The sequence below is a fragment of the Bacillus proteolyticus genome, from assembly GCF_001884065.1.
In the GTDB taxonomy this organism is placed as follows: Bacteria; Bacillota; Bacilli; order Bacillales; family Bacillaceae_G; genus Bacillus_A; species Bacillus_A proteolyticus.
The window spans coordinates 25,477-42,692 of sequence record NZ_MACH01000138.1; the positions used below are offsets into that span (position 1 = coordinate 25,477).

Sequence of the window (17,216 nt, forward strand, 5' to 3'; positions counted from 1 at the left end):
TAAATTATTGATTTACTTTTACCATTGATGGGCGAATCACACGGTCTTTTAGTTTATAACCTTTTTGGAATTCCTCCACAACCGCGTTTGATTCAAATTCACTGTCTTCCACTTGCATAATAGCTTGGTGCTCATTAGGATCAAACTGTTTACCAACAGATTCAATCACTTCAACACCTTCTTTAGTCAACGCTTCTAGCAATTGACGATGCACCATTTCCATACCTTGTAACAAGGATTTCGTTTGCTCATCAGTTGTTTCCACTTGCATCGCTCTTTCAAAATTATCAAGAGCTGGCAAAATATCTGAAACTAAACTTTGTGCTCTATATTTTTCAGCAGCCTGTTTATCCATTTGGACACGGCGCTTATGATTTTCAAAATCAGCTTGTAGACGTAATGTGCGACCTTCCGTTTCCGTTAGTTTCGCTTGTAACTCATCTACTTTTTCTTGTAAAAGAGCAGCCTCACTTTTTTCTTCTACAGCTTTTTCACTGTTTTCTGGCGTGACAGCTTCTTCAACTTGCGCTTCTTTCACTTCTTCTACCACTTGTTCGTTACGCTCTTCCACAATTTTCACCTCCTTAAAAGGTATTAGGTATCATGTATAGCATGATTACCTAAGCATTATATATTACACACAGCAATGAGAATCTCATCACTTGAGCGAATGTATTACTCTCATTTACTTTTTAAGTCCGTCTGTAAATTGTCTTGTAAATAACTGCAACAAACTAATTACACGAGAGTATTGCATTCTCGTCGGACCTAAAATCGCAATTGTTCCTAGTTGCTCTTCTCCAATCGAATATGTTGCAGAAATTAAACTACAATCTTCCATAGCTATTGAAGAATTTTCCCTACCAATTTTCACTTGAATACCAACTTGTTTATGACGCAAAATATCATAAAACTCAGCTTCGTTATCAATCATCGTCAGCAAGGACCTTACTTTTTGAATGTCATGGAACTCTGGTTGCGAAAGCATATTTGCTTTTCCTCCAAAGTATATCTTTTCCGATAAAGGAACTTGAAATGTACCATCTAACATTTTTATTGCACTATCGTAATTATGAACATACCCACGCAAGACCGTAACAATCTCTTTAAAGATCTTATTATGAAGTTCCGACATAGGTACACCCGATAGCTTTTCATTTAAAATATTAACCATTTTTTCTAAATCTGATAAATCAACAGATTCCGGAACGGTAATCGTTTTACTTTGTACATGCCCTGTATCCGTTACAATAATAGCGACTGCTGTTTGACGATCAAGCGGTACAATTTGTACGTTTTTAAGTTTATTTGTGCTTAACTTAGGCCCAAGAACAATGGCCGTATAGTTCGTAAGCTCTGATAAAATTTGAGCAGATTGCTGTGCAACTTTTTCTGCTTCAAAAATTCTTTCAGCAAACAAATCTTTAATTTGTACAATCTCAGCGTTCGGTAAGTTTTGCGGGGCTAAAAGATGGTCTACATAAAATCGGTATCCTTTCTCAGAAGGAACACGTCCAGAAGAACTGTGCGTTTTTTCAATAAAACCTAATTCTTCTAAGTCCGCCATTTCATTTCGAATAGTAGCTGAACTAAATGTAATTTCCTCTTTTTTAGCCAAAGTTCTAGACCCAACGGGCTGTGCTGATCCAATAAAGTCATCAATAATTGTTTGTAAAATTAAGAGCTGACGTTCCGTAAGCATCTCATCATCACCTCTGTTAGCACTCTTTGTCTTCGAGTGCTAAATCTATTAATAACTTACCAAAATTGACATTCAATTGTCAACGGAAACGTCACGAAATAATGAAACTTTTTCACGTTTATGGAACATTTAATTAGTCAATCAAAAATGACTGGAACACTTCATTCCCCAATAATTTTCCTTTTCGCGTTAAACGCACATATCCCTCTCTCTCTTCAAGCAATCCTTGTTCTTGATTGCTTTGTAACTGCTTCGCGAAAACTTGATCCATCTCCATATTGAATTTCTTTTGGAACTCTACCTTGGAAACACCTTTTGTTTTTCGAAGTCCTAAAAACAACTCTTCTTCCATTTTTTCTTTCTCAGTCACTTCATGAACATCTAAATAAGGAAAGCCTGTTTCATCAATTTTCGTGAAATATTGCTTGAGCGGCCCTACATTTTGAATACGTTCCCCATTTACATAACTATGCGCGCCAGCTCCAAATCCATAATACTCTTCATTATTCCAGTATGTGAGGTTATGTCTACTTTCATTATCACCTTTTGAGAAGTTGCTAATTTCATACTGGCTATAACCATGTTTCTCCATTTCATCCATTACCATTTCATACATTTTCGCTTCATGGTCTTCACCCGGAAGTCTCAACTTCCCTTTATTCATTAAGTTATAAAATACAGTCTTCGGTTCCACAATTAATGAATATGCTGAGAAATGTTGTACCCCAAGCGTGAAGGCAATATCTAATGTTTCTTTTACATCTTCTATCGTCTGTCCCGGCAAAGCATAGATAATATCTATATTTATATTTTTAAAGCCCACTTCCTGCGCTTCTCTAATTGCTAAAAATGCATCTTCCCTCGTATGCTTACGCCCAATCTTCTCAAGCAATTCATCACGAAACGTTTGTACACCAAAACTAATCCGGTTTACTCCACCTTCTAACAATAAGTTTAACTTCTCTTTCGGTAAGTCGCCTGGATTCGCTTCAAACGTTAATTCACAATTCGGCGCAAACGGACGCAAACGGCGGTTAATGATATCGAGTAGTTTTTTTGTCTGTTCCATATTTAATGCTGTCGGCGTTCCTCCACCAACAAAAATCGTTTTCATACTATCAAACGGTACTTTTTGAACCGTGTTTATTATTTCTTTCTCTAAATACTCTAAATATTGATCTACCGGTTGGCGTTCAATAAACACTTTATTAAAATCACAATAGTGACAAATATGCTGACAAAATGGGATATGAATATATGCAGCTTGTACCAAATATAACTCCTACCTTTCTAAAAAGAAAACCTCCGCACTCCGGAGGATTCTCTACTTCTCTAACGTATTACGGATTTGTTCCATTCGTATTTTTCCCCAATCATACATCATTTCAACGATCGGTAAAAGCGACATGCCTAGCTCCGTCATATAATACTCAACACGAGGAGGAATTTCCGGATATACTGTTCGATTAACAATCCCGTCCTCTGTTAATTCTTTTAATTGATTCGACAACACTTTATGAGAAATACTCGGGAACAGTCGTTGCAATTCACTAAAACGATGCGGACCTTCCACACCTAAGTGCCACAATATCACAACTTTCCACTTCCCACTAATAATAGAAAGCGTCAGTTCCTTTTCACAATTAAAATTCCCTTTTTCTATTTTATCTTGAATATCTTTACGAATATTTTCGGACATTAATAGTCTCCTAACTCTAGATCAATCACTAAAAAGCTCTCTCATCATTGTAAATGAGAGAGGCTAAGATGTCTAAAAAGTAATTATACAGAAAAAAAGAAGCCGCATAAACGACTCCTTTTTTATTTTAATTATTAGTTGTCATCCATTTTCAGTACAGCCATGAATGCCTCTTGTGGTACTTCTACAGAACCAACAGACTTCATACGTTTTTTACCTTCTTTTTGCTTATCAAGAAGTTTACGCTTACGAGAAATGTCACCACCGTAACATTTTGCAAGTACGTTTTTACGCATCGCCTTAATTGTAGAACGCGCTACAACCTTGTTTCCGATAGTAGCCTGAATTGGCACTTCGAACTGTTGTCTTGGAATCAATTCTTTTAATTTCTCTACGATTACTTTACCACGGTCATACGCTGAATCACGGTGCACAATAAATGATAAAGCATCCACTTGTTCATTATTTAAAAGAATATCCATTTTCACAAGTTTAGATGGTTTATAACCAATTAACTCGTAGTCAAATGATGCATATCCTTTCGTATTTGATTTCAATTGATCGAAGAAATCATATACGATTTCTGATAACGGGATGTCATATGTCAATGTAACACGTGTTTCATCTAAATATTGCATATCAATAAACGTTCCACGTTTACCTTGGCAAATTTCCATTACAGCTCCAACATAGTCATTCGGAACCATAATTGCTGCTTTCACAAACGGCTCTTCTACACGATCGATAGACTGTGGATCTGGCATATTAGATGGATTATCAACAATAACATCTTCACCGTTTGTTAAATAAACTTTATAAATAACGCTTGGCGCTGTTGTAATTAAGTCAATCTTAAATTCACGTTCAATACGTTCTTGAATAATTTCCATGTGAAGAAGTCCTAAGAAACCACAACGGAAACCAAACCCTAGCGCTTGAGATGTTTCAGGCTCAAATTCAAGAGCAGAATCATTCAATTCTAGTTTTTCTAATGCATCACGTAAGTCGTTATAACGAGCAGAATCAATCGGATATAAACCACAGAATACCATTGGGTTTAACTTACGATATCCTGCTAACGCCTCTGCAGCTGGACGTTTCGCATGTGTAATCGTATCACCAACGCGTGTATCACCAACATTTTTAATAGACGCTGCTAAGAAACCTACATCACCTACTGTTAACTCGTCACGTTGCGTTGTTTTCGGTGTAAACACACCTACTTCTGTTACTTCAAATTCTTTTCCAGTTGCCATCATACGTACTTTATCGCCAACTTTTACCGTTCCATTTACAACACGGATATATGCAATTACACCACGATACGGATCATATAAAGAGTCAAAAATCATACATTGTAACGGCTCTTCTGAATCACCTGTTGGAGCTGGTACTTTTTCAACTATTTGTTCTAAAATGTCCTCAATACCAATGCCAGCTTTCGCCGAAGCAAGTACAGCTTCCGATGCATCTAAACCAATTACATCTTCTACCTCTTGACGTACGCGTTCTGGGTCCGCACTTGGTAAGTCGATTTTATTAATAACTGGTAAAATTTCTAAATTATTATCAAGAGCTAAATATACATTCGCTAATGTTTGTGCCTCAATCCCTTGCGCTGCATCCACAACAAGAATTGCACCTTCACAAGCCGCTAAACTACGAGATACTTCGTACGTAAAGTCGACATGTCCTGGTGTATCGATCAAGTGAAGAATATACTCTTCACCGTCTTTCGCTTTATACGTTAATTGTACTGCATTTAATTTAATTGTAATACCGCGCTCACGCTCTAACTCCATAGAGTCAAGTAATTGCGCCTTCATTTCGCGCTGTGTTAACGCGTTTGTTTTCTCCAAAATACGGTCTGCCAACGTTGATTTCCCGTGGTCAATGTGAGCAATGATGGAGAAGTTACGAATTTTGGACTGTCTTTTTGCTCTTTCTTCTTTATTCATCTATGTTCTCAACTCCTAATAGTCTCGCCAATATACACTAGCACTGATTATATCAATAGAGCAGCAAAGATTCAATGAAAACTCGTGCTGCTTACAAGACAAATCATTCTATCTATATCTTATGCGAACAAACCATAAGAGACAAACCTTTTTCAAATAAAAAAAAGGCTGTCGTACAAAACGATAAGACAACCGTGCTTCCCGCTACTCTTAGCTAAAAATCTCTTTGACTTTCCCAACAACTATATCCGTTCCAAACTTTATTATTTCATAAGCAACACTTGCTATCGCCATACCAATACCTTCTACGACATTGAAACTCCTTAAGTTTTCTAACTGTTTTTGTTTTTCAGCAGCTGAAAATGCCTCGCTCAAAATTTCCGATTCAGCTCCTGCACCTTCTGTTCCTGTCATATGAGCAATTTGTTCATATGACAGCTGACGATAGCCCTTCATGCTTTTCAAGCCATGATTAGCGAGCCCTACTCCAGCTATCATCATAAGTAAGCATACGACTGTACCACACATACACAAGAGCGCAAATCGATTCCAACTATTGTCATCTCTTCCCATCAATGTGTATATGCCCCTGTATTATCCTGATCAATTTGATGATGCAGCGCTGCATTTAAACCACTTGCTATTACATTTGCCATATCCTCTATAAAAGCATCTACTTCTTTTGGGGTCACCATTAAATTATGACCAAGAGGAGATAACACTTCATAAATTAATTTCCGCTTCTCTTCATCCTCCAACGTACCGACAGCACCTAAAAACATATTTCGGCTCTTTTCATCCGGCATATCTTCTTCTGTTAACTTTTTCTTTTCTCCAAATGAAAATCCCGCTGGTAATAAAGATCGTGACGGCTTATGTCCCTCTTTCATCTCTCTTCCAAAGTGCTTCAAAATAAAATCGATTGTATCACTCGTAATAGAAACTGCGTCTACTACAGTTGGAACACCAATCGCAATAACAGGAATTCCTAATGTTTCTTTACTTAGTTCCTTACGTTTATTCCCAACACCTGATCCAGGATGAATCCCTGTATCAGAAATTTGTATCGTGCTATTTACTCGTTCAATAGAACGGGCAGCTAATGCATCAATTGCAATTACAAAGTCTGGCTTTGTTTTCTCAATGATTCCATAAATCACATCGCTCGTTTCAATTCCTGTAATTCCCATTACTCCTGGACGGATTGCACTAACAGGTCTAAACCCTTCTTCTACACTTTCAGGCTGTAATTGAAATAAATGTCTCGTTACCAGTACGTTTTCTACAACTATCGGTCCGAGCGCATCTGGCGTTACATTCCAATTCCCAAGACCAACAATTAAACAACTTGCTTCTTTTGAAACTCCAACATCCTCTAGGAAATAAGAAAATTCCTTCGCAAAAATACGCTCTACTTTTTGTTGAAGTTCTGTATCTTGTTGACGTATACCTTGCACTTCAAGAGTTAAATAATTTCCAGGTTTTTTCCCCATCGATTCAGATGCAATTTCATCAATAGTTACTTTTGTAATCGTAACTCCCTCTTCTTCCCTCTCTTTTACAATAACTCCTTGTATCCCTTTTTGTTCTTCTTGGCGCTCTTGCAGCATTTGGTGCGCCTCTACAGCAAGGTCAGTTCTAACATTATATTTACTTAAATCTAATGGTTCTTTCATCGTATCTCCTCCGTAATTCATAGTAAATATCGTTAGATTTCCCAAAGTTATATAAGGTCATTCTTTCCTTTACGTGAAATTTCATTGATATACTATTGCAATTCTCTTCACCGTTTGATAGAATATCACTTGTTCTATGTAAGAATCGAGTCATTCGATTGCACCAGGGAGGTGAAAAGTATGGCAAACATCAAATCTGCTATCAAACGCGCTAAACTTAGCGAAGAGCGTCGTGCACATAACGCTTCTATCAAGTCTGACATGCGTTCTGCTGTTAAAACTGTAGAAGCTTTAGTTACTAATAACGATCTTGAAAATGCTAAAGAAGCTTTCAAAACTGCTTCTAAAAAACTTGACAAAGCAGCTCGTAAAGGTCTTATCCACCAAAACGCTGCAGCTCGTCAAAAATCTCGCTTAGCGAAACAAGTAAACGCGTAAGGCGTTTAAAAAACGATCCATTCGGATCGTTTTTTTATATACAAAAAAGTTCATGTAACAAGTACATGAACTTTTTTGTATCATTACAGATGATTTAACCGCATTAAGAAAAACTCGAGCACAAGTTTCTTATCCATTTTTCCAGTCTTCATACTGTAATCAGCTTCCGCTAATTCTAAAATAACTCTTTTTAATTCTTCAAAAGAGAAAAATTTCGTTTGATTCATCGCCAACTTTACACGATACGGATGTACACCAATATGGGAAGCAATTTGATTTTGTCCATAACCGCGCTGTTGTAACTCCTTTACTTGGTTCAGCAAACGGAATTGACTTACTAACAATGCGAGTAACTTAATTGGTTCTTCCTGTTGTGTGAATAATCCATCCAAAATTTGCATCGCACCTGCGATATCTTTTTTTACTACTTTTTCTGTCAAAGCAAACACATTTTGCTCAACGGATTTTGGTACAAGTTCCGCCACAAGTTTCGATGTAATTTCCCCGCCCATACCGACATATAACGTTAGCTTGTCCATTTCCTTCGCTAACATTGTGACATTACTTCCCACAAGCTCTAATAACAAACTAACAGCCGTGTTATCAATATATACATGCGCCTCTTCCGCACGAGAAACAACCCACTTCTGGACATCTTGCACTTGCATCGCATTCGCTTCTACTACATCCGCTGTTTTCTTTAATAGTTTCGTAATTTTTTTTCGTTCATCTAATTTTTCATAAGGCGCAACGAAAACAAGAATAGAAAAAGGAGAAGGTTCTCCGATATATTCTTCTAAAATTTTTATATTTTGTTCTAATTTTTCTTTTTGTGACGTTAAAAATAATGGTGATTTTATTAATATAACTTTACGATCTCCAAAGAATGGAAGGGTACGTGCATCCTCAACCACGTCTTCTAAATACGCTTCTTCCAAATCATATGTCACAACATTAAACTCTCGATCTTCCTCTTCGAGCGCTTCCGTTGTAATCAGTTTTATCGTTTCATTTATAAAATACGCTTCCGTTCCATACAGTAAATACAACGGAGCAAACTGTTTCTTTTTAATTTTCTTATGTATATCACTCATACTTTTTCCTACTCCCTAACTTGGCAATATATATTTATACTAATGCCCTGGCTTTTGTTTTACAAGTACAAAGGAACAGGCTTTATAACCCGTCCCTTTATTTATATAAAACGCCACGCAATAAGCCCCGGATTTCTTATTGGTGTGCGGTAATCACCTTCCCTTTATTATTTACAATAGTAATCCAAGTATAAGTGCCAACTGTTAACATGCTTGGAAACAAAAAACTCTTGTTACTTAGCTAACAAAAAAGAGTATATATGCTCTTTTTTTCTCCATTTATAAATTGTAGATTTTTTTCTGACAATATTTTATACTAAAGTGGAATGTTGGGGAGGGATTCTAAATGAATAATTTTGAACAAAACGTTCAAAGTAAACGCAATGACGCTATTGATTCAGGGGTAGGATTTATCGTCTCATTTGGTTTTTTCGCAACACTTTTCATCATTGCAACTGTTATTAAATTTATCGGTTCTTAAAGGCTGCCGCTTAATGGCAGTCTTCTTTTTTATCTATTATGTGTTTCATCATATGTGATTTTACTGCGAAAGGTTCCTTTTTCCCCTTTAAAAACATAAGAAATGGCACCTTGCTTATCTGTGCGCCATATTTCAATACCATCCTTCTTAAAACCCTCTATAACTTCCTTATGCGGGTGCCCATACCTATTGCGCTCTCCAGCTGAAATAATCGCTACACTCGGCTGCACAAGGCTCAAAAAAGGTTCGGTAGATGACGTTTTACTCCCATGATGCGCAACCTTCAAAATGTCAGCCCGCAACTCCGGATATGTTGATACTACAAGCCGTTCACCTTCTTCTTCTAGGTCACCCGTGAATAACCATGTTAACCCTCCTAATTTCGCCCATATTACAACCGAAGAATCATTTTCTCCTTTTTCTTTTCCTTTTGGAGCTAACACAAAAAATTCTGCTTCATTTACTCTCCAGCTCTCACCCTCTCCTACTACACTTACCTTCACTCTCTTTGCTAACGCTTGTTTCTTTAACGCTTTTTCTAATACAGCATCTTGGTCTTTTCTCCCAAATACAACTTCTTTTATAGTAATAGATGATAATAAATCCTGTGCAGCACCTATATGATCCGCATCTCCATGCGTTACAATTAATTTATCAATTGTTTTAATACCTTCCTTTTGTAAAAAAGGAATAAGAATATCATGTCCAACAGAAAATTCATGCTTTTTTTCTTGCCACGCCTCCTTCTTGATATGAAGCGCTCCACCTGTATCAATAAGATAAACCCCTTTATCGTACGGGAGACGAATTAATATCGCATCTCCCTGTCCAACATCAAGAAATGTAACACTCCCACTTTCGCGAAAATATGGTGATACATAATGACACGTACAAATAAAAAGAAATACGCCTACAACCATGAAAAAAATCCTTTGGGATATTCTCTTTTCCCAAAACACCAATATGCTAATAATGCTAAAACAATATATAATCACAAGAATTAAGGGTGTTTGGCCGAAAGTAAGGCGGATAAACGGGAAATTTTCACAGTAGCTTAAAAAATTATTAGAAACGGTTAAACATATCGATAATACATATGCAATTCCTTTCGCAAGAAATGGAATGATTGGCGTACATAGAAGGATAACAATGCTACAGGGTAATACAAGAATAGATAGAAACGGAACATACAAAAGATTGAGGAAAATACTATAAGGAGAAAAATAACCAAAATGATATAGCAAAATCGGGGTGCTAACGAGCTGTGAAACAACAGAAATATAAATCGCATTTCGGATTGCTCCGTTACTACGCGCTAGTAATATCGGGGCAGATAACAGTAAGGCAAAGCTACCTACAAATGAAAACTGGAATCCAATATTGAAAATAAGATACGGATCGTATATAAGCATACATATAGCCGTTATACTTAATGCATCTAAGCTAGATAAGCGAACAGAACATATGAAAGCTACTAGTAACAATACTCCTGTTATAGAAGCCCTTACGACAGACGGTGATGCACCTGCTATAATCATATACAGAGGAATACAAACTATAAGACATACTGTTGCTCTCTCCTTCGTTACACCACTTCTTAGTAAAACAAAATACATTATAACTATCAGCAGTACGATATGCGAACCTGAAATTGCCAACAGATGTATAAGACCAAATTGTTGATATTGTTCTTCTACTTCAAACGACATTTGTTGTCGATCTCCAAATAATAATGCGTTCATAAAAGCACCTGACTGTTCCGGAAATATTTCTGTAACTTTCGAGATTACTTGTTGCCTAAAAAAGAAAATCCACTGCACGAGAGACAACGATGTTTTATGACATTCAGAAATATCTATCACATTGAATATAAAATGTATTTTTTGCTGGTATAAATAATCACGATAATCAAAAGCATGAAAATTTCTGGCAGTTTGCGGTTCTTGCTTCTCCCCTTTAAATGTACATGCTATTCCTGCAAATAATTGGCGCAATTGCTCCTTTTCTGATACAGATTGAATTTTATAGTTCAACTGCACTATATTCTCATTTTGATCTTTAATTTGAAAAGAAAGGCGATTCCCATTAATAAAAGGTGTATTTTGTATAACACCTCGTGTAACTTCGTAGGACTCTCCTAGAGGCTTATTTTGACTTTGAACATATGCGGTATACATAGCGCCACTAAAACACGCTAACATACAAATGGTGAAGGTTATATGAGAAGTACGATACAAATAAAATAAAACATAACCAACGAAACAACAAGCAGTCAACAAATACGACGAGGAAAAGGCAATTGCAATCCCCATTATAAACGAGATTGCAACATAGCCCCATTGTCCCTGCAACTCATATCCACTCCTTATAGCATCATTTTTACTTTAGTGAATACATGCTGTAATTCTTCCATTGACAAACTATCTTTTTCGAAAGATGAGAATAGTTCTTTTAACTGCAAATGACGCTCTTGCTCCTCTAGCGAGGCAATATCATATTCTAGCGGAACGTGTTTCACTGTCACATTTGCTTGTTCAAACAACTCTATGGCATACGGATGGTTTTTATAATCCTGTGCATAATAAACTGCTGTAATACCACTTTGAATAATCGCTTTGCAACATTGCAAACAAGGGAAATGCGTAACATATATTTCCGATTCCTCTGTTTTCACACCAAACTTCGCACATTGCAATAAAGCATTCATTTCAGCATGAATTGTACGAACACAATGATTATCAATGACATAGCAACCATCGTCTATACAATGCACACCACCTTTAATTGAACCGTTATATCCGCCAGCAATAATTCGTTTATCACGAACGATTGTCGCTCCTACCGCAAGCCTTGTGCATGTACTACGCAAAGATAATAAATGGCTTTGCGTCATAAAATATTGATCCCATGAAATTCGTTCCATATCTTCACCTACTTTTTTGTCTACTTGTAGTGTAGCGAAAAAAGAAAAACTTCGTCAATCTTTTACGGAATAATTATTTGATCTTTTATTTTCTCAAGTGACTTCGTTCCAATCCCGTCAATCTCCAATAAATCTTCTATTTTCTGAAACGGTCCGTGTTCTTCTCGATATTTCAAAATACTTTCCGCTTTCCGGGAACCAATACCTGTTATTTTTTCAAGTTGTTCTTTAGAAGCTGTATTTATTTGTACTTTCCCCTCTTTTTTTGAAGAAGCAGCTCCCTCTTGCACTGGTTCATTTTTGCTCGGAATATAAAGAAGCATTTGATCTTGTACAACTTGTGCCAAATTCACTTTCTTTACCTCTGCATCCGGTAAAAAACCACCTGCTTTTTCAACCGCATCCTTCACCCGCTCCCCTTCCTTCATTTCATACACACCCTCTTTAAACACAGCTCCTTTTACATCAATTACAATGGTTTTTTTCTGCTCCTTTGTGCCCAACTCTTTCGGCTTCCCTTTTTTCTCCACCTCTTTCATTTTGACATCTGTTGTCATAATTGTTTGCTCTGCATGCTGGTTCGTTTTCCAGAAAAGAAGAAAAATTACAGTTCCAATAATAACCACTAATCCCAACCATTTCTTTGGAAAATCCCACATCATTTTACACCTCTAATCATAAATTCATAACATCATTCATATTGTTTAGGAGAAAGCCGTTACGAAGGAGGGATGAAACATTGAACATAGGAATTATAGGGACAGGGAACATGGGGAATATACTAATCGATGCATTTTTAGAAACCCGTGCTGTCAAACCTTCGTGCCTTACTATTATTAATCGGACGCCTGCCAAAGCATATCATATAAAGGAAAAATACCCTTCTGTTCATATAGCCAAAACAATCCAAGAGGTAATCGAACACTCCCAGCTTATTTTCATTTGCGTAAAACCGATAGATATATACCCTATCCTACAAAAATACGCTGAACATTTTTCAGATGAAAAGTGCTTAGTTTCTATTACAAGCCCAATATCTCCATCACAATTAGAAACGCTTATACCTTGCCATATCGCACGAATCATTCCAAGTATTACAAACCGTGCTTTATCTGGCGCATCACTATTTACATTTGGAAATAACTGCTCTGAAGAATGGAAACAAAAACTACTTCATCTATTCAAAAACATTTCTACTCCCCTTGTTATAGAAGAAGATATAACGCGCGTTTCATCTGATATAGCAAGCTGTGGCCCTGCTTTTTTTAGTTATTTATTACAATGTTTTATTAACGCTGCTGTAGATAAAACAAACATTACACATGAAGAAGCCACTACTTTAGTAAGTGAAATGGTCATTGGAATGGGGAAGTTACTTGAAAAAGAAATTTTCACATTACCTACTTTACAAGAAAAGGTATGTGTCAAAGGCGGCGTTACAGGAGAAGGTATTCGTGTTTTAGAAGAACATGTTGGGGATATGTTTCATAAATTAATCGAACGGACACATGAGAAATTTGATGAAGATTTAAAATGCGTTGAGCAGCAATTCAATAAACACACATAATAACTACTCCATCGTAATTCCAAATCCTTTAATTAATACTTATCTTTTTCATGCTACATTTTCACTAAAACTAGCATTTTTACACTTTACACATATCATCTCTTTATTTTTCTAGAACTAAAACTACATCTTTTCTATAAAACAAAAGCAACCTTAGCGGTTGCTTTTGTTTTATCTATTTTTCTTCGCCATGAAGAAAATACGCTCTGTTTGTTCTGTAACTTCAAGTCGCTCAAAGTCACCAGTCACGCGAAGTACTGTAAAACCAGCTTCTTCAAGCCATTTCGTTAGCTCTTCAACCTGATATGCACGTTGCACGTGACATTCGTCAAAACGATGATACACATCTTCTTCTGGATCTTGAACAAAGAATGTTAAATCATGTTCCACACTATCTGATTCTTCTCCAGGGAAGCAGTTCCAAATAAGTGATATTTCTTCGCCATTCACTGTGTACGTTTCATTTTGAAATACATGATGTATTTTATATAAAGAGTGTACATCGAATAAAAACAAGCCATCTTGACGTAAATGGTGGAAAACTCTTCTAAATGTTTCTTGTACTCCATCTTCTTGCAATACATAATTTAATGAGTCACAAAAGATTGTCACACAATCAAATTCACCAGGAACATCAAGCTCTCTCATGTCCTGTTGGTAAAAAGGAATAAAGTAACCTTCTCCCCCCAATTTCTGCTGTGCAACAGTTAACATTTCTTCAGATAGATCTACACCAATTAAATCATAACCTTTTCGCACAAGCGGAAGTGTTACGTTACCCGTTCCACATGCTACGTCAAGAATTTTTGCCTCTTTCATAGATGCCTGTTGCAAACTTTCCTCTGTGAATTCCACCCATTTATCATAAGGGACATCATTCATCAGTTCGTCATACAGCAAAGCAAATTGTTCGTATTTCATTGATCTAGCTCATCTGCAATATCTTCACGCGGCACATCGCCCCATAGACGCTCTAAATTATAGTGATTACGCTCGTCTTTATGGAATACATGAGCAACCACATCACCAAGATCTACTAAAACCCAACGCGCTTCATCAAAGCCTTCCATACGTTGTACGTTAATTTCGAACTCATGTGCCTTCGCTTTAATTTCACGTGCAATTGCTTGCACTTGCTTGTCTGAATTTCCGTGACAAATAATAAAATAGTCTGCAATCGGTGAAATACCTTGCATATTTAGTACAACCATATCTTCTGCTCTCTTATCATCAGCTGCTTTTGCCGCTAATACTAATAACTCTTTATCTTTCATTTATTAATTTCCTCCTTGATAACTGCATTGTATGTTTGGAATGTTAATGGATAAATCGTTTGATCTTTTTCCATTAAAAATTGAATTGTTCGCTTTAAAGCAAACAGTAAAGCTTGATTTATATCTTTATATGCGAGTTCCCTCGCTTCTTCCACACCAGGAAACTTACGTCCTGGTTCAATGTAATCCGCTACATAAATAACTTTATCTAACATTGTCATTTTTTCATGACCACTTGTATGATATGTAATGGCTTGTAGAATTTCAGGATCAGTAATACCTACTTCTTTTTCTACTAAGTATGCCCCAACAGGTGCATGCCATAACTCTTTGTTATAGTGCAACAAATCCTTCGGCAAAGCTTCTCTCTTAATAATCTCTTCCATTTCTGGAATCGCTCTACATTTTGCATAATCGTGAAATATAGCAGCCGTCTCTGCCTTCTTCTCATCTACACCATATGACCGAGCAAGTTCAATCGCTGTTTCCATTACACCAACCGTGTGTATATAACGTTTTTCATGCATTTGTTGTTTGACAATGCTAAGTGCTTCCTCACGATTCATACAACCCATCCCTCTCGATATATACCTGTACTTTTTCGGGGAGTAAATATTTGCACGTTTTCTTCGTCATATATCTCTCACGTAACAAAGAAGAAGAAACTGCAAACTCCGGAATTTCCACTTTTACGATATCATAAGGCGTATGTAATGTATAACCTGGTCTTGCAACTCCAACGAAAGTCACAAGTTTAAGTAACTTTTCAATGTTATACCACTTCGGCAAATACTCAACCATGTCTCCGCCAATAATAAAGTGAAACTGCACATCCGGATACTTCTCCGTTAATTGTACCATAGTATCGTACGTATAAGATGGGCCTTCTCTGTCTAGCTCTTCTAAACAAATTGAAAAGTATGCTTCTTCCTCAGTCGCTATTTGCAACATGTTTAATCGACTTTTCACACTCGTAATGTTACGTCCTTGCTTGTGCGGTGGAATTTGATTCGGTAAAAACCATACCTCTTCCAACCCTAAAGCATGATACACTTCATTTGCAATTAACAAATGCCCATTATGAGGCGGATCAAACGTGCCACCAATAATACCAATTTTTCTCAAAAGAAACGCTCCTTCCTTTTACATACAGCAACTCTCCTCATAAATATTCGAAGAGAGTCTACCGTTAATAAAAGTTCAATTGGTTTCACTTTCTACATATCAAGCGCCTATTACGAAATAACTCACGTATACCTTTTATCGTGGAAGCTTAATTTGCTTATTTTCTCTAGATTCTTTGTATAAAACAATTGTGCTTCCGATTACTTGAACGATTTCAGCTCGCGCACCTTGTGCAAGTTCTTCTGCAACTTCACGACGATCAAATTCACAGTTTTGTAGTACACTCACTTTAAATAGTTCACGAACTTCTAATGCTTCTCCAATTTGTTTCACCATATTTTCATTTACGCCACCTTTTCCAACTTGAAAAATCGGTGTTAAATGATGTGCCTTTGCACGTAAAAATCTTTTTTGTTTTCCTGTTAACATATAATTAGCCTCCAAGCTCTCTCATTACTAATTGTTTCATTCTATCAATATTCGGCACACAACCTGTCCACATTTCAAATGCAAGTGCACCTTGATAAACGAACATATCGATTCCATTTTGAATTATTGCACCTTGTTCTTTCGCATCGCCTAAAATTTTTGTTTCAAATGGATTATAAATAATATCAGAAACAATCGCCCCTTTTTTCAATGAACGAATTTCGAGCGGCGTATGCTCAACATGCGGATGCATACCTATCGTTGTTGTTTGAATGATAATATCATATTCCCCTTGAGCTTTTGCTGCGTGTTCTAGCGATAGAGCATGTGAATTAACATTTTCCAAACATCCAGCGACAAGATTCTCCGCCTTATCTCTCGTACGATTAGCAATATCAATTGCTGTCACACCTACATCTGCAAGTGAGAAATATATAGCTCGACTAGCACCGCCTGCACCGAGCAATAAAATACGTTTCTCTTGAAGCGGCTCTTTACTAATTGACTGTAAGGCACGAACAAAACCAATTCCATCCGTATTATACCCAATCAATTTTCCATCTCGATGAACTACTGTATTTACCGCACCGATTTGCCTTGCAAGCGGGGCAATCTCATCCAAGTACTCCATAATCGCAACTTTATGCGGAGTCGTGACATTAAATCCGGAAATACCTAATGCTTTCAAACCTTTTACTGCTTCCCCTAGCGCTTCTTCTTCTACAAGAAACGCATGATAATGGGCATCCATATTCAAGTGTTCAAATGCATCGTTATGCATAATGGGTGATAATGAATGTCCAATTGGATTTCCGATTACACCATATAATTGTTTCATAAATCCCTCTCC

Annotated in this window: 20 protein-coding genes; 3 read left to right on the forward strand and 17 right to left on the reverse strand. The window is 36.8% G+C overall.

The window, feature by feature from the left end; translation table 11 throughout:
* Window positions 1-4 precede the first annotated feature (4 nt).
* The 7 genes from grpE to gpr all read right to left on the reverse strand — a co-directional run bounded on the left by grpE (window position 5) and on the right by gpr (window position 7,035).
* The gene (gene grpE / locus BAQ49_RS24410) at window positions 5-571 is read right to left on the reverse strand and encodes a nucleotide exchange factor GrpE (protein WP_071747376.1); all 567 of its coding nucleotides are present in this window, start codon (window positions 569-571) and stop codon (window positions 5-7) included.
* Between the two features lie 114 nt (window positions 572-685).
* Window positions 686-1,702, reverse strand: coding sequence for a heat-inducible transcriptional repressor HrcA (hrcA, locus tag BAQ49_RS24415; protein ID WP_071747377.1), 1,017 nt, complete (start codon window positions 1,700-1,702; stop codon window positions 686-688).
* 133 nt (window positions 1,703-1,835) lie between these two features.
* On the reverse strand, window positions 1,836-2,975 hold the full coding sequence (hemW, locus tag BAQ49_RS24420; protein WP_071747378.1) for a radical SAM family heme chaperone HemW: 1,140 nt from the start codon (window positions 2,973-2,975) through the stop codon (window positions 1,836-1,838).
* A 51-nt stretch (window positions 2,976-3,026) separates the two neighbouring features.
* Window positions 3,027-3,401: a winged helix-turn-helix transcriptional regulator gene (locus BAQ49_RS24425; RefSeq protein WP_071747379.1), complete on the reverse strand. Its 375-nt coding sequence runs from the start codon at window positions 3,399-3,401 to the stop codon at window positions 3,027-3,029.
* 134 nt (window positions 3,402-3,535) lie between these two features.
* The gene (gene lepA, locus BAQ49_RS24430) at window positions 3,536-5,359 is read right to left on the reverse strand and encodes an elongation factor 4 (protein WP_071747380.1); all 1,824 of its coding nucleotides are present in this window, start codon (window positions 5,357-5,359) and stop codon (window positions 3,536-3,538) included.
* 210 nt (window positions 5,360-5,569) lie between these two features.
* On the reverse strand, window positions 5,570-5,935 hold the full coding sequence (locus BAQ49_RS24435) for a DUF3679 domain-containing protein (RefSeq protein WP_083596081.1): 366 nt from the start codon (window positions 5,933-5,935) through the stop codon (window positions 5,570-5,572).
* Window positions 5,932-7,035 (reverse strand): GPR endopeptidase, encoded by a 1,104-nt coding sequence (gene gpr, locus BAQ49_RS24440; protein WP_071747381.1) that lies wholly within the window; start codon window positions 7,033-7,035, stop codon window positions 5,932-5,934. The genes BAQ49_RS24435 and gpr overlap by 4 nt, the downstream gene beginning before the upstream one ends.
* Window positions 7,036-7,215: 180 nt before the next feature.
* Between gpr and rpsT the strand changes: the two genes are divergently transcribed.
* The gene (gene rpsT / locus BAQ49_RS24445; protein ID WP_001274011.1) at window positions 7,216-7,473 is read left to right on the forward strand and encodes a 30S ribosomal protein S20; all 258 of its coding nucleotides are present in this window, start codon (window positions 7,216-7,218) and stop codon (window positions 7,471-7,473) included.
* A gap of 83 nt (window positions 7,474-7,556) precedes the next feature.
* Here rpsT and holA read toward each other — a convergent pair whose 3' ends face one another.
* Window positions 7,557-8,567, reverse strand: a complete 1,011-nt coding sequence (gene holA / locus BAQ49_RS24450; protein ID WP_071747382.1) for a DNA polymerase III subunit delta — start codon at window positions 8,565-8,567, stop codon at window positions 7,557-7,559.
* A 346-nt stretch (window positions 8,568-8,913) separates the two neighbouring features.
* On the opposite strand from holA, the gene BAQ49_RS24455 reads away from it, so the two are divergent.
* Window positions 8,914-9,048, forward strand: coding sequence for a YqzM family protein (locus BAQ49_RS24455; RefSeq protein WP_001058627.1), 135 nt, complete (start codon window positions 8,914-8,916; stop codon window positions 9,046-9,048).
* A 29-nt stretch (window positions 9,049-9,077) separates the two neighbouring features.
* Here BAQ49_RS24455 and BAQ49_RS24460 read toward each other — a convergent pair whose 3' ends face one another.
* The 3 genes from BAQ49_RS24460 to BAQ49_RS24470 all read right to left on the reverse strand — a co-directional run bounded on the left by BAQ49_RS24460 (window position 9,078) and on the right by BAQ49_RS24470 (window position 12,633).
* Window positions 9,078-11,399, reverse strand: coding sequence for a DNA internalization-related competence protein ComEC/Rec2 (locus BAQ49_RS24460; RefSeq protein WP_071747383.1), 2,322 nt, complete (start codon window positions 11,397-11,399; stop codon window positions 9,078-9,080).
* A 14-nt stretch (window positions 11,400-11,413) separates the two neighbouring features.
* Window positions 11,414-11,971 (reverse strand): ComE operon protein 2, encoded by a 558-nt coding sequence (locus tag BAQ49_RS24465; RefSeq protein WP_071747384.1) that lies wholly within the window; start codon window positions 11,969-11,971, stop codon window positions 11,414-11,416.
* A 62-nt stretch (window positions 11,972-12,033) separates the two neighbouring features.
* Window positions 12,034-12,633 carry a helix-hairpin-helix domain-containing protein gene (locus BAQ49_RS24470; RefSeq protein WP_071747385.1) on the reverse strand — a complete coding sequence of 200 codons (600 nt, stop codon included), beginning with the start codon at window positions 12,631-12,633 and terminating at the stop codon, window positions 12,034-12,036.
* Between the two features lie 77 nt (window positions 12,634-12,710).
* Here BAQ49_RS24470 and comER point away from each other — a divergent pair, with 77 nt between their 5' ends.
* The gene (gene comER / locus BAQ49_RS24475) at window positions 12,711-13,538 is read left to right on the forward strand and encodes a late competence protein ComER (RefSeq protein WP_071747386.1); all 828 of its coding nucleotides are present in this window, start codon (window positions 12,711-12,713) and stop codon (window positions 13,536-13,538) included.
* 171 nt (window positions 13,539-13,709) lie between these two features.
* On the opposite strand, the gene BAQ49_RS24480 is transcribed toward comER, so the two are convergent.
* The 6 genes from BAQ49_RS24480 to aroE form a co-directional block, all read right to left on the reverse strand.
* A complete protein-coding gene (locus BAQ49_RS24480; protein ID WP_071747387.1) occupies window positions 13,710-14,459 on the reverse strand; it encodes a class I SAM-dependent methyltransferase in 750 nt (249 codons plus the stop codon).
* On the reverse strand, window positions 14,456-14,812 hold the full coding sequence (gene rsfS / locus BAQ49_RS24485; RefSeq protein ID WP_000653209.1) for a ribosome silencing factor: 357 nt from the start codon (window positions 14,810-14,812) through the stop codon (window positions 14,456-14,458). Before rsfS ends, BAQ49_RS24480 begins: the two co-directional genes overlap by 4 nt.
* On the reverse strand, window positions 14,809-15,378 hold the full coding sequence (gene yqeK / locus BAQ49_RS24490; RefSeq protein WP_071747388.1) for a bis(5'-nucleosyl)-tetraphosphatase (symmetrical) YqeK: 570 nt from the start codon (window positions 15,376-15,378) through the stop codon (window positions 14,809-14,811). Before yqeK ends, rsfS begins: the two co-directional genes overlap by 4 nt.
* The gene (locus BAQ49_RS24495; protein ID WP_071747389.1) at window positions 15,368-15,937 is read right to left on the reverse strand and encodes a nicotinate-nucleotide adenylyltransferase; all 570 of its coding nucleotides are present in this window, start codon (window positions 15,935-15,937) and stop codon (window positions 15,368-15,370) included. The genes yqeK and BAQ49_RS24495 overlap by 11 nt, the downstream gene beginning before the upstream one ends.
* A 135-nt stretch (window positions 15,938-16,072) precedes the next feature.
* Window positions 16,073-16,366, reverse strand: coding sequence for a ribosome assembly RNA-binding protein YhbY (gene yhbY / locus BAQ49_RS24500; RefSeq protein WP_000955223.1), 294 nt, complete (start codon window positions 16,364-16,366; stop codon window positions 16,073-16,075).
* Between the two features lie 4 nt (window positions 16,367-16,370).
* Complete coding sequence (gene aroE, locus BAQ49_RS24505; RefSeq protein ID WP_071747390.1) at window positions 16,371-17,204, reverse strand: shikimate dehydrogenase; 834 nt, start codon at window positions 17,202-17,204, stop codon at window positions 16,371-16,373.
* Window positions 17,205-17,216 lie beyond the last annotated feature (12 nt).